The 19,727-nt window shown below is 74.6% G+C and carries 17 protein-coding genes; 14 read left to right on the forward strand and 3 right to left on the reverse strand.

The features are described 5' to 3' along the window. The first annotated feature begins 118 nt into the window (after positions 1-118). From ABEE00_RS19500 to ABEE00_RS19530, 7 genes are all read left to right on the forward strand, one after another. Entirely contained in the window at positions 119-1,216 is a 1,098-nt protein-coding gene (locus ABEE00_RS19500; RefSeq protein ID WP_345746842.1) for a hypothetical protein, read from the forward strand. A gap of 256 nt (positions 1,217-1,472) precedes the next feature. Further along, entirely contained in the window at positions 1,473-1,622 is a 150-nt protein-coding gene (locus ABEE00_RS19505; RefSeq protein ID WP_345746843.1) for a hypothetical protein, read from the forward strand. A gap of 15 nt (positions 1,623-1,637) precedes the next feature. Beyond that, positions 1,638-2,993 (forward strand): alkaline phosphatase family protein, encoded by a 1,356-nt coding sequence (locus ABEE00_RS19510; RefSeq protein WP_345746844.1) that lies wholly within the window; start codon positions 1,638-1,640, stop codon positions 2,991-2,993. Continuing rightward, positions 2,990-4,198, forward strand: coding sequence for an adenine nucleotide alpha hydrolase family protein (locus ABEE00_RS19515; RefSeq protein WP_345746845.1), 1,209 nt, complete (start codon positions 2,990-2,992; stop codon positions 4,196-4,198). The genes ABEE00_RS19510 and ABEE00_RS19515 overlap by 4 nt, the downstream gene beginning before the upstream one ends. Beyond that, positions 4,195-5,427 carry an aminotransferase class I/II-fold pyridoxal phosphate-dependent enzyme gene (locus tag ABEE00_RS19520; RefSeq protein WP_345746846.1) on the forward strand — a complete coding sequence of 411 codons (1,233 nt, stop codon included), beginning with the start codon at positions 4,195-4,197 and terminating at the stop codon, positions 5,425-5,427. Before ABEE00_RS19515 ends, ABEE00_RS19520 begins: the two co-directional genes overlap by 4 nt. Continuing rightward, positions 5,354-7,330, forward strand: coding sequence for a DUF4910 domain-containing protein (locus tag ABEE00_RS19525; protein WP_345746847.1), 1,977 nt, complete (start codon positions 5,354-5,356; stop codon positions 7,328-7,330). The genes ABEE00_RS19520 and ABEE00_RS19525 overlap by 74 nt, the downstream gene beginning before the upstream one ends. A 25-nt stretch (positions 7,331-7,355) precedes the next feature. Then, positions 7,356-8,426: a GNAT family N-acetyltransferase gene (locus ABEE00_RS19530; RefSeq protein ID WP_345746848.1), complete on the forward strand. Its 1,071-nt coding sequence runs from the start codon at positions 7,356-7,358 to the stop codon at positions 8,424-8,426. Positions 8,427-8,447: 21 nt separating this feature from the next. On the opposite strand, the gene ABEE00_RS19535 is transcribed toward ABEE00_RS19530, so the two are convergent. Both ABEE00_RS19535 and ABEE00_RS19540 read right to left on the reverse strand, forming a co-directional pair. Further along, on the reverse strand, positions 8,448-9,860 hold the full coding sequence (locus ABEE00_RS19535; RefSeq protein WP_345746849.1) for an MFS transporter: 1,413 nt from the start codon (positions 9,858-9,860) through the stop codon (positions 8,448-8,450). A 51-nt stretch (positions 9,861-9,911) separates the two neighbouring features. Next, complete coding sequence (locus ABEE00_RS19540; RefSeq protein ID WP_345746850.1) at positions 9,912-11,318, reverse strand: M20/M25/M40 family metallo-hydrolase; 1,407 nt, start codon at positions 11,316-11,318, stop codon at positions 9,912-9,914. 294 nt (positions 11,319-11,612) lie between these two features. Here ABEE00_RS19540 and ABEE00_RS19545 point away from each other — a divergent pair, with 294 nt between their 5' ends. Beyond that, on the forward strand, positions 11,613-12,062 hold the full coding sequence (locus ABEE00_RS19545) for a hypothetical protein (RefSeq protein WP_345746851.1): 450 nt from the start codon (positions 11,613-11,615) through the stop codon (positions 12,060-12,062). A 7-nt stretch (positions 12,063-12,069) separates the two neighbouring features. On the opposite strand, the gene ABEE00_RS19550 is transcribed toward ABEE00_RS19545, so the two are convergent. After that, complete coding sequence (locus ABEE00_RS19550) at positions 12,070-13,635, reverse strand: MFS transporter (protein ID WP_345746852.1); 1,566 nt, start codon at positions 13,633-13,635, stop codon at positions 12,070-12,072. Between the two features lie 444 nt (positions 13,636-14,079). Here ABEE00_RS19550 and ABEE00_RS19555 point away from each other — a divergent pair, with 444 nt between their 5' ends. From ABEE00_RS19555 to ABEE00_RS19580, 6 genes are all read left to right on the forward strand, one after another. Beyond that, positions 14,080-15,570, forward strand: a complete 1,491-nt coding sequence (locus ABEE00_RS19555; protein WP_345746853.1) for an aldehyde dehydrogenase — start codon at positions 14,080-14,082, stop codon at positions 15,568-15,570. Positions 15,571-15,658: 88 nt separating this feature from the next. Next, positions 15,659-16,660 (forward strand): VOC family protein, encoded by a 1,002-nt coding sequence (locus ABEE00_RS19560; RefSeq protein WP_345746854.1) that lies wholly within the window; start codon positions 15,659-15,661, stop codon positions 16,658-16,660. After that, complete coding sequence (locus ABEE00_RS19565) at positions 16,657-17,496, forward strand: aspartate dehydrogenase domain-containing protein (RefSeq protein WP_345746855.1); 840 nt, start codon at positions 16,657-16,659, stop codon at positions 17,494-17,496. Before ABEE00_RS19560 ends, ABEE00_RS19565 begins: the two co-directional genes overlap by 4 nt. Next, a complete protein-coding gene (locus ABEE00_RS19570; protein WP_345746856.1) occupies positions 17,493-18,323 on the forward strand; it encodes an alpha/beta fold hydrolase in 831 nt (276 codons plus the stop codon). Before ABEE00_RS19565 ends, ABEE00_RS19570 begins: the two co-directional genes overlap by 4 nt. 61 nt (positions 18,324-18,384) lie before the next feature. Beyond that, on the forward strand, positions 18,385-18,906 hold the full coding sequence (locus ABEE00_RS19575; protein WP_345746857.1) for a cupin domain-containing protein: 522 nt from the start codon (positions 18,385-18,387) through the stop codon (positions 18,904-18,906). Positions 18,907-18,926: 20 nt separating this feature from the next. Then, positions 18,927-19,700, forward strand: coding sequence for a 3-oxoacyl-ACP reductase family protein (locus tag ABEE00_RS19580; RefSeq protein ID WP_345747056.1), 774 nt, complete (start codon positions 18,927-18,929; stop codon positions 19,698-19,700). The last annotated feature ends 27 nt before the right edge of the window (positions 19,701-19,727 follow it).

Raw genomic sequence — 19,727 nt, forward strand, 5'->3', positions numbered from 1 at the left:
GATCTCGTACGGGGTGAGCCGCCCTCGTACGGGAGCGGGCTCGGGAGCCGAGCGTGGCCGGGCGCCCCGGCGAAAACGCAGGTGACGGGCCATGTCCCGATGACCCAGGATGGCCCGTATGCGTACATCGGGGATTCACTGGAGCACCGCGACCGGCGAGGCCGCGTGGGTGCGGGAGCGGCTGGACGACTTCGCGAGCGACACGGCGGCCTCCGTCGTCCCGCGCGGCTTCGAGGCGTACGCGCGCCTCCCGCATCCGCTGAGCGCCGACGACGTGGAGGGCGTGGAGGGGGAGGGCTCGGAGGCGGAGTGGCCCGACGTGCACTGGGCGCGGGTCGCGGAGTGGAGCGGGATGCCGCTGGAGCGGGAGAGCAGGTTCCCGGACATCGCGCTGCCCCCGCACACCCCGGAGGGGCCGCGGCCCTGGGACGGGAACGGCCCGGAGGAGGGCAGCCTGACAGGACCCGCGCTGCACGCGCTGCTGGAGGTGCTGCGCCGGCACACGCCGGATCCGGAGCGCTGCTGGTTCTGCGTGTGGGACGGGTACGGGTGGGACGGCGCGGCCACGTTCTCCTTCTCGGCGCTGGACACCGGGGACGGCGAGGGCGACGGCGGCGGAGAGGGGAGCGGTCGCGCGGTGGTGCCGCCGCAGCCTTCCGACCCCGTCCCCGCCTCCGTACGCTCCGGGCCGCGCGTCTCCCTCCCGCACCGCGAATACTTCCTGTGGCACGGCGACCTCTCCGCGGCCCTCGCCTTCGTGGACTCCGAGGGGCAGAGCCCCAACCTCTGGTGGGCCGGCGACCGTTCGTGGTGTGTGGCCAGCGAGATCGACCTGACCTGGACCTATGTCGGCGGCTCGCGCGCACTGATCGACGAGCTGCTCGCCGACCCGCGCGTCGAGGCGCTGCCCGCCGGGCCCGACGACGCGGTGCAGGACCGGGTGCCGGAGTGGCTGGGCCCGCGGATCGCGGCGGCGGTGGACGAACTGCTGGAGCACGGGCGCACCGTGATGGAGATGTCCCGCGGCACCGTGACCGCGCGCCTGCGCCGCCCCGCCCGGCTGCGGGCCGGGAGCCTGCGCCTCGCGTGGGAGTCCGACGCCGGCTCCTCGGCCTCGGGCGGCGAGGAACTGCGGCGCGGCAGTACGGGGGAGGCGCTGCGCCGGGAGCTGGCGGACGCCCTGGGCCGGACCCTCCTGGAACTCGCCAACGGCTGAGGCCGCACGGGCCCGGCGCTGATCGCCATCGCCGACCGCTATCGCCGACTGTTTTCGCTGACCGGCCTCTTCGACCGCTGATCGCATTCGCTGATCGCATTCCCGCGACGCGCGATGTTCCCGGCCGACGTTGTCCAGAATCCTCCTGTCCGGCTGATGAATCCCGCATTACGCTGCGGCCTCAGCGCCCCGAATTCGAGGGGAGCGAGGTTTCCCTCTCAGGGCAGCGGGGCGCTGTCGAAGGAGGAGGTTCCAGGTGTACGACCAGGAAGTGCGTGAGGCCACGAGGACCGAGACGCCTCTGCTGCTGGTCCCCGACCTCGTCGAGGAGATGGTGGCGGAGCGCCAGGAATTCCAGCTGGTCAAGTTCCGCACCACCTGCACCGACTGCGTTCCCAACCTGTAAGGGAATGACGTTGAAGTGAAGGCGGGGCCGGTCGCCTCGGGCACGGCCCCGCCGCCTCCGCCGCACGCGCCGGAACCTCCCGTACCGCCCGGCCTCCACACCGTCGCCGGGCTGGTGATGCGGCAGATGGAGCGTGCGCGGCACGGGGTGCTGGTCCTCGCGCTCGACGGGGTCGGCTGGGAGTGGGCCGCGCGGACCCTGCGCCCCTCGGCTTTGCGGGAGTTACGCTCCACATTCCCCAGTACCTCGGTGACCGCCTGGCTGACCGCGGTCACCGGCGCGGGAATCGCCGAACACGCCGCGGTGGGCGCGGAATTCCGCGTACCGGCCCGTGCGTATTCCGCAGAGGGGGAAGAGACCGTGCGCGCGGATTCCCCCGGGGTGCTTTTCGATCCGGCACACGGGCGGGTGCGGACCTGGTCCGGCGAGGGAACGTCCGCTGATCCCGCACCAGTTGAATCCGAAACCGGAGCGGTGTGCGGAACCGGTGTGCGCACGCTCTTTCAGCGTGCCCGCTCCAGGGGAATTCCCGCCTATGCGCTGTGCCCCGAACTCGACGGGCTCAACGGGCCCTGGACGACCGCGCTGCTGGACGGCGCGCTGCGGGTTCCCCACCGGCCGGCGGACTTCGGCCGGGCCCCCGAGGCCGTCGCCGAGGCGGCCGTGCGCGGGATCGGCGCGCTGCTCGCCGCCGAGCGCCGCCGCCCCCTCCTGCTCTGGGCCTACCTGGACTTCGACACCTGGCTGCACCGCCACGGTCCTGGACCGCGGCTGTTCCGGGCGCTGCGGCGGCTGGACGAGGCGGCCGCCGGGTGGGCGGAGCGCGGATGGACCGTGACCGCGCACGCCGACCACGGCCTGACCCCGGTCACCCACGACGAGCGGGCCCGCAACGCCTGGGCAGCGCTGGACACCCCGTACCGCTGCGTGCTGCCGAGCGGCGGCGCGGGCCGCGTCCGCTGGCTGTACCCGCGCCCCGGTACGGAGGAGCGGCTGCTCACCGAGGCGCGCGAGGCGCTGGCCCCGTACGCGGAGGTGCGCACGCCCGCCGAACTCGCCGCGCGGGGGCTGCTGCCGGACCCGGCGCACGCGCCCCTCGCGCACGCGCGGATCGGCGAGGTGGTCGCGCTGGCCACGGGCCCCGCCTTCCCCGTGCCCGACCCGCGCTGCCGCTGGGAGCACGGCGCCCGCACGGAGGACGAGCTGCGCGTGCCGCTCGCGGTGTGGTCCGGCACCGGCACCGACACCGGCCTGGACCCGGATCCCCGTACCGCCGATGCCGGTACCGCTGGCACCAGTTCCACCGACGCCCGCACCACCGGCACCCGCGCCACCGACGCCCGTACCACTCACGAAGGAGAAGGACCATGAGCGTGGTCTTCATCAACAAGGTCGGGGAGTCGGAGAGTCTGACGGCCCGTCCGGGACAGCCGCTGCGCGAGGTGCTGCGCACCTACGGCATCCCCGCCAACGCGGTGCTCGTCTACCGCGAGGGCAAGCCGGTCTCCGAGGAGGTGGTGACGCTCGGCGAGGACGAGGTGATCACCGTCCGGCAGGTGCGCCACTACGACCTGGACGTCACGCGCAGGCCCGCCACCCGCACGTACGGCACCCCTGACCCCGTCTACACCAAGCGCGTCCTCTTCGACGAGAAGGGCCAACTGGAGGTGCGCGCCGAGCAGATGGGCGCGGAGTCCTTCGCGGAGTACGTGGAGGCCGCCTTCGTGCAGAGCATCACGCACGGCGGCACCCTGCGCGAGGGCGACCACAGCGTGATCGGGCTGTCCGGAGGGCGGGACAGCGTCTCGTACCTCAAGCTGCTGGAGCGCACGCGAGGGCGCTACCCGGAGACCCGCATGACCGCGGTGACCATCACCGGGCTGCCCGACTGGGACGAGCCCGCCACCTTCGAGGCGGCCCGGCGCTCCTGCGAGGGCCTGGGCATCGAGCACGCCGTGGTCACCGCGCGCGAGGTGGAGGAGACCTTCCGGCTGCGCCGCCCCTTCGTGGACGCCATGAACCAGCTCGTCGCGGGCGAGCACCGCTCCATGAACATGGTGATCGTCCACCACGTGATGCGCCGCATGCTGGAGCGGGCCGCGGAGGAACGCGGCGCCGGGGTGGTCGCCTTCGGGCTGAACGCGGACGACCTGGTGGCGAGCCTGGTGACCTGGTTCACCAGCGGCTACCGGATGGGTGGGATTCCCGTACGGGAGATCGGCGCGCTGCGCTACGTCTTCCCGCTCTACCGCATCACGAAGAAGGAGCTGACGCTCTATCTGGAGCTCGTGGCCCCCGAGCTGACCCGCCAGGGAACGCCCGGCCGCTTCACCACGGGCCCCGACGAACGCTCCCTCGCGTACGCGGTCGCCGACCATCTCTACGATCTGTGGCCGGGCGTGGACTACTACCTGTTCCAGGCGTTCTCCACGGCGCAGCGCTTCATGCTGCCGCTGCTGGAGGAGCGCTGCGGCATCTGCGAGGGCGTCTACCTCCTCCAGGAGGGCGTGCCCAACCCCGAGGGCCTGTGCGACATCTGCGGATTCCTCAGCAAGCAGGGCCTGTCGGGGCGGTGAGCGGTACGGAGGCGGGACGAGGGAGCCGGTACGCCGGGGCCGCGGGCGGTGATGCCGCCGCGCGCCCCGCGGTGAGCGCGCACGCCGAGGAGCCGGCGCCGGGCGGCGAACTGCTGGATCTGCGCTGGTCACCCGACGAGGCGGGGTACGTGACCCGGGCGCTGGAGCCGGTGTGGGCCGAACTGTGCGCGAGCGGCCCGCGCCTGCTGGGGGAGCGGGCGCGGCACTACGCGGTGCGCGACCCGTACGCGGGCCGTCGTGCTGCCCCCGTCCTCGCGCGCCAGCTCGGCTGCCCGCTCACCGACCGGCAGGTGACGGCCGGCGCGGGCGTCACGGGGCTGCTGCACGCGCTGGCCGGCCTGGCCACCGCGGGGCCGCTGCTGCACCTGGCCGCGCACCATCCCGATCTGCCGCTGTGGGCGCGGCAGTTGGGGGCCTGCGCCGCGCCGCCCGCGCGCTCGGCGGCCGAGGCCGCCGAGCTGACCGTGGCGCACCGGCCCTCCCTGGTGCTGCTCGAACGCCCCGCCGTCGACGGCGGCATGGCGTCCGTCGCCGAGGTGGAGCGCCTGGCGAGGGCGCTGGCACGCGCGCGCAGCGACGGGCTGCTGGTGGTGGACGAGTCGTATGCCAACTACGCGGGGCCCTCGGCCTCCACGGCCTGCCTGCTCGCGCGGCACGGCAACCTGGTGGTGCTGCGCGGACTGGCCAAGGGGTACTGCGCTGGCGGGCTGCGGGTCGGATTCGCGCTGGCCGGGGAGCCGGTCACCGAGCGCCTGCGCCGCCTCGCACCGCCGCTCGCGGTGAACGAGCTCGGGCTGCACGCGGCGCTCCGACTGCTCGCGCGCGGCGACGTGTTCGGGCCACTGCGGGAGCGCACCCGCGCCGTGCGGCCGCGCTTCCGCGCGATGCTGCGCGCCGTGGGACTCGCACTCGCCGCGCCCGCCGCTTCGGGCCCGCCCTGGCTGCCGTGGGTGGCCGTCGAGGACGGCGCGCGGGCACGGGCCCTGCTCGCCGGGCGCGGCATCCTCGCCAAGGAGATCTGCACGGTCCCCCCGGCACCCGCGCTCCTGCGCCTGTCCGTCCCGCTGTCGGAGGAGCGCGAGCGCGCGGTGTACGAGGCGTTGCGGGCGGGTGGTCCGCGGTCTGGTGGTCCGCGTGCGCGTGGTCCGGGTGCTGGTGGTGCGCGTGCTGGTGCGGCTCGCGGACGGGAGGGGCGTGCCGGTGGATGAGCCGAGTGGGGAACTGCGGCGTACCGTCGCGCAGTTGTACGCGGCCTTCGACACCGGCCGCGCCATGGACCTGCTGCACCGTCTCGTACGCCACGACCGCTATCAGGCGTCGCAGGGCATCCACGCGGCGGCCGCGCTGGTCGCCGAGGCGGCGGTCGACGCGGGGCTGGCCGACGTGCAGGTGCTCTCGCTGCCGGCCGACGGCAGGACGCACTGGTGGACCTTCGCCGCTCCGGTCGGCTGGACGCCGCAGCGCGCCTCGCTCGTGCCGGCGCGCCGCACCGGCGCCCCGGCCCTGGTGCGCTACCCCGAGCAGCCCTACGGGCTCGCCGCGCACTCGGCGCCCACCCCGCCGGGAGGGCTCGGCGCACCCCTCGTACGGCTGCCGCACGATCCGCCGGAGAGCTGGCCGCGCGGCGCGCTGGTGCTGCTCGACGCGCCGCCGGGGCCCGGGCTGCCGCAGGTGCTGCACCGGTACGGGGCGTGCGGCTTCGCCGCGGGCAACGCGGGCCCCGTACGCCGCATCGAACTCGCCCCCCGGAGCCCGCTGTTCGGCTTCAGCGTGCCGCGCTCGGTGCTGGGCGAACTGGAACGGCTCCGGCGCGCGGGCGAGCAGGTGCGCGCCCATGTCGCGGTGCGCGCCGCACCCGAGACGATGCCGCTGGTCACGGCCCGTACCCCGGCCGGCGACGACACGGGGCGGCACGCGCTGGTGACCGCGCACCTGTGCCACCCGGCGCCGGGCGCGAACGACAACGCCTCGGGGGTGTGCACGGCTCTGGAGGCGGCGCGCCTGCTGGCGGCCCGCGCGCCGCGCCGCACCGTGCGCTTCCTGTGGGCGCCGGAGATCGTGGGCACGGCGGCGTACGCGCACGGAATGGAGCAACGCGCGGGCGGATCGCGCCCGTTCGCCGCGCTCAATCTGGACATGACCGGCGAGGACCAGCAGCTCTGCGGCGGCCCGCTGATCGTGGAGCGCAGCCCGCTGCACGTGCCCACCGCGCTGACCGCGCTGGTCGAGGAGTGCGTGCGCGCGCTGCCGCCCGCCGCGCGGTCGTTCAGCGGCGCGGTGGGCTGCGACACCTGGACCTGGCGGTCCACGCCGTTCACCGGGGCCTCCGACCACGGGGTGCTGTGCGACCGCGCGATCGGCTGCCCCGCCGTACAGCTCGGCCACTGGCCCGACCGCCACCACCACTCCGAGGCCGACGACACCGACAAGGTCGACCCGCAGGAACTGCGCCGCTGCGGCGCCGTCTCCGCCGCCGCGCTCGCTGTGCTGTGCCAGGCCGGCACCCCCGGCGCGCCGCTGGCCTGGGAGGACCTGGCGGCCACGGTCGCCCGCTGGGGCGCGCGCCGCCTGACCGGGCACCTGCCGGCGCCGGGTGCGCCCGCGTACGGACGCACCGGCTGGACCGATCCGGCGGCGGCGGTGTACGCGGGCCGGGCGCTGGACCGCGAGGCGCGGGCGGTGACCGGCGCGCTGGACTCGCTCCGGCAGCTCGGCGCCGGGGTGCAGCTCACCCGCACGTGGGCGGACCGCACGGCGGCGCTCGCCAGGTCGCTGGCGCCGATGGCCGACGGCGCGCAGGCCCGCCGGACGGCGTCCGGGGCGCGCGGCACCGGCGGCTACGTCTACAAGCGCGCCTGGCCAGGACCCTTCAACCTGCGTGCGCTGCTGGGGGATTGTGCGGAGGAGGACCGTTCCTGGTTCCTGGAGCTGATGGCGGAGGACGAGCGCGGCTGGTACGCGCGCGCCGTGACCCTCGCCCAGGGCGTGGACGGCGAGACGGGGGAGGACCTGGTGGTCGAACACGCCGCGCTGGACAGCCTGCTGCCGATGGAACACGCCTCGGCGCGGCGCTTCCTGGCCATGATGCGGAGGGCGGGGTGGCTGCTGTGAGGGGGCGTGCGAGGGGGCGGTTGCCGTGAGGGGGTACGAGGGGGTGCGGGTGATCGGGTCGCGGGCCGGTCCGTACCGCGTGGACGTGCACGATTCGCTCGACGCAGTGCGCCTCGAATGGCAGCGGCTGGCGCGGGCCGGCCGCGTTCCGCTTTTCCACCATCCGCGCTATCTGGACGCGTACGCCGCCGCGCCCCTGCACCCCATCGCCCGCGCCCACTACCTGCTGGCCAGGGACGGGGGCGGGGACGCGGTGGCCGCGCTGCCGCTGTTCCTCCAGTACGACATGGATCCGCTGGGTGTGCTGGTGCACCAGCTCCCTTCCGGTTCGGCCCCTGTGGGTCTGCTCAGCCACGTATGGCACTGCTACGACACCCGCGTACCGGCGGCGGCGCCGCTCGAACCGGCCCTTCTGTCCGCGCTCCTCGACGCCGCGGGCGCCCTGGCCGCTCAGAGCGGCGCCGACTGGTACGGCCTGGTCAACGTCGAGGCGGGCGGCGAACTGGCGCACTGCCTCGATCAGTTGGCCGGCCCCTACGCGCTGACGCGGGTGCGCGTGGACGAGCGCTTCACCCTCGACCTCGACGGCTGCACCGGCATCGAGGACTTCATCGCCGGCCTCTCTCCCCGCCAACGCCAGCACCTGCGCCGCTTCCGGCGCCGCGCGGGGGAGGCGGGCCTGGCGGTCCGCGTCGCCGGCCCTGCGGGCGCCGACTTGGACGGCTTGTTGTCCCTGGTCCAGGGCACGATGGCGAAATTCGGCGCGGGTTCCTTCTTCCCGCCGGGCCGCTTCCAGCGCTTCGTTTCCGCCTTGGGCGACCGCGCCCGCGTCCTCGAACTCCGCGTGGACGGCCGCCTGGTGGCAGGCGCCGCATGCCTGCTGGACGAGGACCGCCTCCACTTCTGGATAAGCGGCACGGATTACGACGCGTCCCCCACATTCAGCCCCAACTACCTCCTGTTCCTGGAGGCGATCCACGAGGCCCTGCGACGCGGCGCGCGGGTCTTCGAGGGCGGCCGCCGGAACGGCGAGTTCAAGGAGCGGTTCGGTTTGCGGGGGCGGGAGTTGCTGGCCTATGTGGCGCGCACACGCTGACACCGCCAGAAGACACCCGCCTCACCCCGCCCTCCGCCCCGCCCGGCTCTCCGGTGCCGGGGCCCGGGGCGTCTCGGTCGTGTCGTGGTGGCCCCATAACGCCGCCAGGAGCAGTGTCGTGACCGGGAGCACGGCCAGCGCGGCGAGCGTCAGGCCGGGGGAGAGCGGGAGCAGGCGGCCTGTCACCGCGGCGGTCAGGGAGCCGCCCATGTAGAAGACCAGGTTGTAGAGGCCCAGGGCGGAGCCGTGGGCCCGGTCGCCCACCGCCAGGGCCAGCGCGCCGAGCAGGACCACGTTGCCCGCGCCGATGCACGCCGAGATCACGCCGAAGGCGGCGACCGGCACCCACGGCACGCCGGGCCACACCGCCGCGCAGGCCAGCGACGCCGTACCCGCAGCGCCGACCGCGGCCAGCAGCGGCGCCGGGGAGCGGTGGCCGTCGCGGCGCCCCGCCGCCCAGGAGCCCAGCGCCCCGCACACCCCCACCGGCAGCAGCACCAGACCGATGTGCGCGGGCGACCAGCCGCGCGCCGCGGCCAGCAGCGCGGGAATCGCCAACTGGAGCGCGAAGTACGTGCCGAACAGCGCGAATCCGGCCGCCACCACCACCGCGACCCGCCGCTCCCGCAGCAGGCGCACCGGCACGATCGCCCGGCGCGTTCCCCGTACGACCGCGCCCCCGGCGAGCAGCAGCGCGCCCGCGAGCGGCGGGATCCAGCCGGCCGAGGCACGCGGATCGGTCGCCGCGCGCACCCCCAGCAGCAGCCCGGACACCACCGCGATCACCCCCGCCGCGGCAGCGAGGCCGAAGGGGGCCGGGGCGCCGCGCGCCTGCGAGGGAATGCCGCGGGAGGCGGGCAGCAGCGCGAGCGCGAGTACGCTGGAGACCACGAACAGTGCACGCGGGCCCGCCAGTTGGGCCGACAGGCCGGCCAGCACCGGGACCGTCGTCGAGGTCAGGGTCATCAGCGCCGTGAAGCCGCCGAGCCCGCGCCGCTGAGCCCGCCGGTCGGCGCGGGCCAGCAGCGCCGCGCCGGCCACCACAGGTACCGCGCCCCCTCCCGCGCCCTGCACCGCACGCCCCGCCAGCAGCACCGCCAGCGGACTCGCGAACAGGCAGGTCAGCGAGCCGGCCACCATGAGCAGCAGCCCGGACACCATGGCCGCGCGCAGCCCGTACAGGTCCACCGCGCGCCCGAACAGCGGCGTCGCCACGGCGAACCCGGTCGCGTACACGGCCATCAGCCAGGCGCCGGCCGGACCGTCGAGCGCGAGCCGCGCGGTGAGCGCGGGCAGCACCGTGGCGACCCCGGCCGAGGCGGTCGTGGCGGAGAGCAGGAGCAGCCCGAGGAAGACGACACCGGGCCGCCCTCCGGCCGAACCCCCTTCATAGGTCGCGTTGTTCGCGTTGTTGTGCGTTCCCCCGTGCGTCATTGCTGGCTGATTCTCCCGATTCCGTCACCGCGCCCGGAGCCCTCGGCGCCCTCAGCGGCGCCGCCGTACGTCCGGTACGCCGCCGAGGTCCTGCGCGAAGCGCCCCGTCGCGTGTGCCATCGCCGCGCCGAACTGGCCGAACAGCGTGCGGCTGATCCCGTCGGCGGTGTCGCAGGTCTGGTGGTAGCAGGGGTCGAGGTACTGTCCGGCCGTCCCGCCGAACAGGCGCTGCCAGGCGGGCGTCTTGAGGTGGTTGTACCCGCCGGAGCCCCCTCCGGCGGGGATGCCGGCCGCGATGAACGGGCCGAAGTCGGAGCGCCCGTCGAAGTCCAGCGCCGCCGTCGGCAGTCCGCGCGCCGCGAAGTACCCGGTGAACTCCCGCTCGATGGCGGCCGAGCCCGGCGGTCCCTGACCCGCGCCGGTGCCCTCGCTGTCGTCGCCGTCGTAGACCAGCCGCGCGTAGTTGGGGGCGCCGATGGTCTCGAAGTTGAGGTCCAGCGCCTGGTCGCGGCGTCCGGCGGCGTCCAGCCGGTCCACGTAGTGCTGGGATCCCACCAGCCCCCGTTCCTCCGCGCCCCAGAACGCGAACCGCACCCGGTGCCGCACCTCGGGCCAGTGGTGCGCCAGCCGCAGCGCCGTCTCCAGCACCATCGCCGCGCTGCTCGCGTTGTCGTCGGCGCCTGGCCCCTCCGGCACGCTGTCCAGATGCGCGCCGAGCACCACGGTGCGGTCGGGGCGGCCCGTCGGGGTGTCGGCCAGCACGTTGAAGGTGGAGGTGCGGACGTGCCGCCCGCGCAGCGTGAGGTGCAGCGACACGGGGCCGGGGCCGCGCGCCGCGTCGGCCGCCAGGAGTTCGCTCTCGCCCCGGGAGAGCGCGGCGGAGGGGATGAGCCCGGCGGTCGGCGGCTTCATCCGGTAGCGGAGGTTCATGGTGGGTCCCGGCGCGCCGACGTTCATCAGCACCGCCCGCACGCCGGCCCGCGCCGCCGCGCGCTGCTTGACGGTCAGTTCGCACTCCTCGCCCCGCACGAGCGCGATGCGCGAACGGGCACCGGCGCGCTCGTACTCCTCCGCCGTGCACCCCTGCCCCGGCAGCACGGCCAGCGGCGCCCGCAGCCCGCCGGGCGGGGTCGGGGGGCTGAACCGCGCCATGAGCGGGTGCAGCCGACGCCGTACGGGCGCGGTCTCGGCGGCCGTCTCCCGTACGGGGAGGAAGTCGGGGAAGGCGAAGCGCTGATAGCGCACGCGGTAACCGGCGGCCGTCAGGCGGCTTGTGACGTACGCGGCCGAGGCGGCGTAACCGGGAGTCCCGGCCCCGCGATTGCCGCCGTTCTCGTCGGCGGCATTTTGCAGCGCCCGCAGATGACGGAACCCGCCCCGCTCCGTGACCTCCCGCGCGAGGCGGTCGGCCAGCCGATCACGGCCCGGTACGGAATTGCCGGTACCGGATTGCGCCATTCCCGGCAGCGCGGCCCCGAGCGTCAGGGTGAGGGCCGCAACCACGCCTGTGAGCAGCCGCGTTGACGTTTTCCGGGGTGCGGTGTGCCGCACGGGTACGCCCATGACCCCCTCCAGCCGCCCCGGAGGTCAGCCCGGAGCGAGGAGCGATTCTAGGGCGGTCCCTTCTTGAACAGAGGGCGGGAGGGGAATGCGGGGCGGAGGGGGCGGAATGCGGTGCGGCACTTTCCGGCGCGCCCGTGTGCCCGGCGCCTCCGGGATTGACCCGCGCCCGCGGAGCGCGACGATGCGGGAATGCGGGAGGACGACTCGCACGAGAGGCCGGACGAGACACCGTACGAGGTGCCGGACGAGGCGCCGTACGTCCTGGCCATGCGCTGTCCGCGCTGCCGGACCGTGTACGAGATCCCGGGCCGCGTACGGATACCGGTACGGGACGTGGTGCGCGGGCTCCTCACCCTCCCCCTCGGCCGCCGCGCGCCGACGGCGGCCGAGGGGGAGGACCGTCTGCGCGAGTGGAGGCGGAAGGACCCCCGTATGCGGACCCTGGCGTGCCCTGCGTGCGGGTACCGGCCCGCCGTCTCCGAACTGTCCGAGGGAGACGCCGAGTTGGAGCCCGACGTGCTGATGCGCTGTCCCCGCGGGCGGTGCGGCGGTCTCTGGTACGCGCCGCGCGTGCTGGTCTCGGTGACCTGCCCGCACTGCCGACGTACCGTTCCTGGGCCCGCCGCACCGAACCCGTGAGGGGCCCTCAGGGGGAGATCTCCTCCAGCGGCTTGTTCGCCGTCTCCACCGCGAAGAAGCCGGCGGCCAGCGCGCCGATCAGGGCCACGCCCGCGAGCATGGCGAAGACCAGGGGGACCGTGCCCGCCGCGTACACCCAGCCGACGAGGAGCGGGCCGAGGATGAGGCCGAGCCGGTTCACGGCGCCCCCGGCGCTGCTGCCCAGGGCGCGCATGCGGGTCGGGAACAGCTCCGGTGTGTACAGATACAGGCAGATGTTAGACCCGAAGAAGAACACGGCGGACAGCGACGTCCACATCAGCACCTGGACCGGCGTGTGCGCGCCGAGCAGCGCGAGCGTGACCAGCACGACGGCGGTCGCGCCCAGGCAGGCGGTCACCACGGGCCTGCGTCCCGTCCTGTCCACGGTCAGCGCCACGCACAGGCAGCCGAGGAAACCGGCGCTCGAGGTCACGGTCGAGTAGACGAGGGAGTCGGAGAGCGACAGGCCGTAGTGGCTGCCGTAGATGGTGGGGAGCCAGGACGTGATCCCGTAGTTCACGAAGTAGCCGGTGAACCACAGCACGCACACCACGAGCGTGCGCCGCCGGTACCGCCCGGTCAGCAGCCCGCGCAGTCCGGTCGCTGCCAACTCGGCCTCGGTGGCGCGGGGTTCGGGTGCCCTCGGGGCGGCGGACACGGACGCGTCCCCGGCCGTCCCGGCTTTCCCGACCTCCGCGGGAGAGACCGCTTCCGGCACCGGCGGCAGCGGCCCGGCCGTCCGCTCCACCTTCGCCTCGATCGCGGTCATCACCTCGGCCGCCTCGTCGAGCCGCCCGTGGTCCGCCAGCCAGCGCGGGGACTCGGGCACCGCGCGCTGCACCAGGTAGCAGAGCAGCCCCGGCACCGCGGCGATCACGTACATCCACCGCCAGCCCAGCGCGGGCACCACCCAGGCGGCGGCGACGGCGCCGACGGTGAGGCCGGCGGGGAAGACCAGTTCGTAGAGCAGCACGAAGCGGCCGCGGCGGAAGCTGCGGGTGATCTCGCTGATGAACGTGGCCGCCACCGGCACCTCACCGCCGATGGCCAGGCCCTGCACCACCCTCAGCACCATGAACGGGGTGACCGAGGTGCACGCGGCCAGCGCCAGGCTGGAGGCGCCGGACACCGCGACGCACAGCGCGATGACCTTGATCCGCCCGATCCGGTCGGCGAGCCGCCCTGAGAAGAGCGCGCCGACCAGCATGCCGACCGAGCCGACGGTGAGCACGGCGGTGGACTGCGCGGTGCCCAGGTGCCATTCCTGGCGCAGCTCCGGCATGGCGTACGCGATCAGGAGCTGGTCGAAGGCCTCGAAGAAGGTGACCACGCCGACGATGAGGCGCACGGTGACGTGCCAGCGGGAGACCGGGAGCCGCTCGAAGCGTGCGGCGATGGCGGCGCGGGCCGCGGCGGCCGAGGGTTTCCCGTGCGCGTCGGGTTTCTCCTGTGTGCCCGATTGTGTGCCCGGCTGTGCGCCCGGTTTCTCTTGTGCGCCGGTCTTCCCGTGCGCGTCGGGCGAGTCGCTGCCCGGAGGGGTGTCGACGGTCATCCAGGGTCCTCCAACTCCGGTGCCGTGGGCGGCTGCCGTGGCGGCGGAGCGGGTTGGGCCGCGGCGTACGCGCAGGCGGGCGCCGCGACTGGCGGGGAGGGACGGTCGCCCGTTTCCGGGCGCCGCTGAGGGCGGGGCGGTGCGGTGCGCGCCGCGCGGGGGGTGTGCCCTCGCGACCGGAGCACCCTCGCGCAGGAGGGGGCGGCGTGTCACCGGGGCGAAGGGCGCGCAACCACTAAACGTCTTAGGGCTTAAGTTGTAGCGGCCGTGCCCCGGAGAGCGTCAAGAGGTCGCGGCCGAAAACTGTCGCGGCAGAGAAGTCCCGTGAATCGACCCCGACGCGGGGTCTTGCGGAGAAATATTTAAGCCCTTAGGTTTCTTCGCCAGGCGCCGACCGTCCGGCGGCGCGCTTCCCCCATCCACCGACCCGACCGGAGGTCTCCGATGCTTCAACTCCCCGCGGACGAGGTGCTGGTGGCGGGGGAGTGGCGGCGCGGCGCCGGAGCACCGGCGGAGACCGTCGACCCGGCGACGGGGCGGGTGCTCACCACCGTTCACGCCGCATCGGCCGAGGACGCCGACGAGGCGGCCGAGGGCGCGGCACGCGCAGCGGCCGACCCCGCATGGCGCGGTCAACTCCCGCACCGGCGCGCCCTGTTGCTGCACCGGGTCGCCGAGCTGATCGCGGAGCACGCCGACGCGCTCTCCGCGCTCCAGACCGCCGACACCGGCAAGACCCGCACCGAGACCCGCGCCCTGGTGCTGTCCGCCGCCGGCACCTTCCGCTACACCGCCGCGGCCCTGGAGACGGCCGAGGACGCGGTCACCCCCTCGCGCGGCGCGTACCTGACCATGAGCGTGCACGAGCCCATCGGCGTCGTCGCGGCCATCACCCCGTGGAACTCGCCGATCGCCAGCGACGCGCAGAAGCTCGCCCCCGCGCTCGCCGCCGGCAACGCGGTGCTGCTCAAGCCCGCCGCGTGGACCCCGCTGGTGTCCCTCGCGCTCGGCCGGCTGATCTGCCGCGCGCTGGAGGAGCACGGGCTGCCCGCCGGGCTGCTCTCGGTGCTGCCGGGCAGCGGCGCGGTGACCGGCGACGCGCTGGTGCGGCACCCGCGCGTCGGCAAGGTCACCTTCACCGGCGGTACGTCGACGGGGCGCGGCATCGCGCACGTTGCGGCGGACAAGCTGATGCCCGTGTCCCTGGAGCTGGGCGGCAAGTCGCCGACCGTCGTCTTCGAGGACGCCGATCTCGAACAGGCCCTGGCGGGCGTGCTGTTCGGGGTGTTCTCCTCCAGCGGGCAGTCGTGCATCGCCGGTTCGCGTCTCTTCGTGGCGCGCTCGCGCTACGAGGAGTTCGTCGGCGAACTGGTCGAGCGCACCCGCAAACTGCGCGTCGGCCCCGGCACCGATCCGGCCACCCAGGTCGCGCCGCTCGTGCACCACCGGCACCGGGACGCGGTCGCCTCGTACGTGGACCTGGCGCGCGAAGAGGGCGCGCGGGTGCTGTGCGGGGGAGCGGCGCCCGAGGGGGAGCGGTACGCGGACGGCGCGTACTACCTGCCCACCGTGCTTGACGGGCTGCCCAACTCGGCGCGCGCGTGCCAGGAGGAGATCTTCGGCCCGGTGCTGGTCGCGCTGCCCTTCGACGACGAGGACGACCTCGTCGCGCAGGCCAACGACTCGGTGTACGGGCTGGCCTGCGGGCTCTGGACGCGGGACCACCGGCGCGCCTGGCGGGTGGCCAGGCGCATCGACGCGGGGACCGTGTGGATCAACACGTACAAGCAGTTCAGCATCGCCACGCCCTTCGGCGGCATGAAGGACAGCGGACTCGGCCGCGAGAAGGGCCGCGAGGGCATCCGCGCCTACCAGCGCCAGAAGAGCCTCTACTGGGGCACCGACGACGCCCCGCTGCCCTGGGCCGCCGGCTGAGCGCCCGCGCGCCCCGGAAGCCGTACGCCGACCCCCTACGCCCGCACTCCGCATCCGTACCGCACCCGACCGCTTTGGAGCACCCGTGATGCCCGAACCCCAGGCCCCGCCCGTGGGCCATCCGCCCGTCGCACGGCTGCGCGCGCTGCGCGCAGTGGAGCTGCGCACCCCGTACCTCACCGAGGCGGCCGACTTCTACGCGGAGGTGTGGGGCCTCGAAGTCGTGGACGCCGACCGCGAGTCGGGCGCGGGCTGGCTGCGCGGCAGCGGGCCCGAGCACCACGTGCTGTCCCTCACCCGCGCCGAGCGCAACGGCCTCGGCCGGATCGCCTTCGCCGTCGCGACCCCCGCCGAGATCGACGAGGCCGCCCGGCGGCTGCTGGCCCGCGGCATCGTGCCGGTCACCGAGCCGGGCCCGCTGCACCAGGCGGGCGGCGGCTACGGCCTGCGCTTCACCGACCCCGAGGGCCGGCTGATCGAGCTGAGCGCGAACGTGGAGGCGGTGCCGCCGCGCGGCCGGGACAGCGCCGTACCGGTCGGGGTCACGCACACCGTGCTCAACACCACCGACATCGACGGGCTGGTCGCCTTCTACTGCGACGTGCTCGGCATGCGGGTCTCGGACTGGTCGGAGCACCAGATGGCGTTCCTGCGCTGCAACGCCGACCACCACTGCATCGCCTTCAACCAGGCGGACTGGGTCTCGCTCAACCACGTGGCGTACGAGATGAGTTCGGTCGACCACTTCATGCGGGGCCTGGGGCGGCTGCGCCACCACGGCATCACCCCGAAGTGGGGCCCCGGGCGGCACGGGCCCGGCAACAACACCTTCTCCTACTTCACCGACCCGGCGGGTCTGGTGTGCGAGTACACCTCCGAGGTCGCGCAGATCGTGGAGGACGCCTGGATCGCCCGCGTGTGGCGCCGCGTCCCCGAGCTCTCCGACCTGTGGGGCACGGCAGGACCGCCCTCCGCCGAGATCCGCGACCACATGGCGGGCATCCCGGACCCGGGCCCGCTGGCCGAGGTCGCCGGGAACGCCTCCGCCGGGCAGCCGCACCTCACCCCCGGGAAGGGGATCAGCGCATGACCGCGCCCGTCACCGAGACCGCCGCCCCCGTGAAACCCGCTCCCGTACGCCGCGTCGGCCTCGTCGGCTGGGGCGCCATCGGCCGCGTGGTCGGACACGCCGTCGCCGAAGGGGCCGTGCCCGGCGCCGAGTTGGCGTGCGTCGTGGACAACCGCGCGCTCGGCGAGGGGGCAGCGCCCGCGCCCCAGCTCGGCTTCGCCGAGGCGCTGGACGCCTGCGACCTGATCGTGGAGGCCGCGGGCCAGGCCGCCGTGCGCGAATGGGGCGAGCACGTGCTGCGCTCCGGCACCGACCTGCTGATCGCCTCCACCGGCGCGCTCACCGACGAGGACCTGGCGCGGCGCCTGCTCTCCGCCGGTCCTGGCCGGGTCTACTTCACCGGCGGCGCCGTCGGCGGCCTCGACCTGCTCCAGGCCGTACGCGGTCTCGGCCCCCTCACCCGCGTACGCCTCACCACCACCAAGCTCCCCGGCACCCTCGAACAGCCGTGGATGGACGAGGAGCTGCTGCGCCTCATGCGCACCGCGACCGGGCCCGTGGAGGTCATGCGGGGCACCGCGCGCGACGTGCCCGAGCGCTTCCCCAAGTCCACCAACGTGGCCGCCTCCGTGGCCCTGGCGGTGGGCGACCCCGGACAGGTCGAGGTGTCCGTCGTCGCCGATCCCGGCGCGGCCCACACCCGCCATGTGATCGAGGCCGAGGGCGCGCACGGCAGCTACCGCTTCGAGGCGGCCCACCTGCCCGACCCCGGCAACCCCGCCACCAGCCAGGTCGTGCCGTACGCAGTACTGCGCAGCCTCGGCGCGCTGGCCGGCCGGACGGGACAGATCCTGTGAGCGCGCAGGAGACCCCGGAGGCATCGGTCCCGTACGACATCGCCGGACTGCATCTCGAACGGGCCGGTACGGAAGGACCGTTGCTGCTCTGCCTGCACGGGATCGGTTCCTCGGCCGACGCCTTCGCGCCGCAGATGGCCGCGCTCTCCCCGTACGCGCGGGTGCTGGCATGGGACGCACCCGGTTACGCGCGCTCCGCCGACCCGGTGGGGCCGCTGGACCTGGACGCGTACGCCGACACCGCGGCGGCCCTCATCCGCGCACACGGCGGGACCGACGGCACCGCCCACGTGCTGGGCGTCTCCTGGGGCGGGGTCATCGCGCTGCGGCTCGCGGCACGGCACCCCGCACTGGTGGAGAGCCTGGTCGTCGCGGACTCCAGCCCGGGGTCGGGGGTGACCGAGGCCAAGGCGGCCGCGATGCGCGAACGCGCGGGCGAGCTGCGCGAGTCGGGGGCCGAGGCGTTCGCGGCGCGGCGCGCGCCCCGGCTGCTCTCGCCCGACGCGCCCGAGGCCCTGGTCCGCAAGGTCACCGACACGATGGCCGCCTCCGTGCGGCTGCCCGGCTACGCGTACGCCGCCGAGTCCATGGCGTCCGCCGATCTGCGGTCCGAGCTGCCGAGCCTGGGCGTCCCCGTGCTGGTCCTGTGCGGCGAGGAGGACCGGGTGACCGGCACCGAGGCCGGCCAGGCCATCGCGGGCGCCGTGCACCGCTCCGCGTACGTGATCGTGCACGGCGCCGGACACCTCGCCAACCAGGAGCGCCCCGCGTCCTTCAACGCCTGGGTGCTCTCCCACCTGCGGATCGCGGCCCGCATCCCGGAGTGAGCCCCGCAGACCACGCAGTCCCCGAAACCCCAACCCGCTGGAAATCCAAAGGAGAAGAACCATGCCCCTGACCACCACCGACTACGACAACGGCGGCGACCTCGCCAAGTACACCGACTCGCTCATCGCCACCCGCGACTCCCGCGAGCCCGACTGGGACACCCTCGCCTTCCAGGCCAAGGCGGGCGACCAGTACCGCCGCGCGCAGATCCGGTACGTCGGCTCCGGCGCCACCGGCAATCACGAGGGCGACAACCGCGTCCTGCCCTCCGGCGGCTTCACGTTCTCCAACATGCTGCTGCCCCCCGGCGCCGAGGGCCCCGAGCACACCCACCACGACGTCGAGGAGGCGTTCTTCGTCCTGGAGGGCCAGGTGCGGGTGGGCATCCACCGGGGCGAGGGCGAGGCCGAGTACCGCACCCTCGGCTACCGCGACATGATCGTGGTCCCGGCCGGCGTGGCCCGCTCGCTCAAGAACGAGGGCGACGTGGACGCCCTGTTCTGCGTGGTCATCGGCACCCGGAAGCCGCAGGTCCCCACCTACCCCGAGCACTCGCCGATGCACGGCGTGACCCGCGACTGATGGCCGCGCCCGAGGACCGCATGACCGCCGGGAGCACGTCGTCCGGCGCTGCGTCCGCCGGCACCGTCGTGGTGACCGGCGCGGGCCGTGGCCTGGGACTGGCCACGGCCCGCCGGGCCGGCGCCGACGGGCACCGCGTCGTGGTCGCCGAGTACGAGGCCGAGCGTGCGGAGAAGGCCGTCGGGGAGCTGCGCGCCGAGGGCATCGACGCGTACGCCGTACGGACCGACGTCGGCGACCCGGAGTCGGTCGACGCGCTCGCGGAACGCACCGCCGAACTGGGGCCGCTGCACGGCCTGGTGAACAACGCCGGGCTCGCCAACGGCGTCGGCGGCAAGGAGTTCCAGGACATCGGCGTGGAGGAGTGGGACCGCCTGATGGCGGTCAACGCGCGCGGCCCCTGGCTCGTCGCCCGCGCGCTGCTCCCGCAGCTCGTGGCGGACGGCGGCGGCCGGATCGTCAACCTCGCCTCGGACGCGGCGCTCTACGGCTCGCCCCGGCTGGCCCACTACATCGCGTCCAAGGGCGCGGTCATCGCCCTCACCCGGGCCATGGCGCGGGAGTGCGGCGACAAGGGCGTCACCGTGAACGCCGTCGCGCCCGGCCTCACCGAGTGCGAGGCCACCGAGGGCGTGCCGGCCGAGCGGCACGAGCTGTACCGGCTCAACCGGGCCATCTCGCGCCCGCAGCAGCCGGACGACCTCACCGGGCTCATCGCCTTCCTGCTCGGCGCGGAGTCCCGCTACCTCACCGGACAGGTCATCGCCGTCAACGGCGGCTTCACCATGCACTGACCCCGGTCGGACATCTAGGAGATCACC

The organism is Streptomyces odontomachicola (genome assembly GCF_039605595.1).
Classification (GTDB): domain Bacteria; phylum Actinomycetota; class Actinomycetes; order Streptomycetales; family Streptomycetaceae; genus Streptomyces.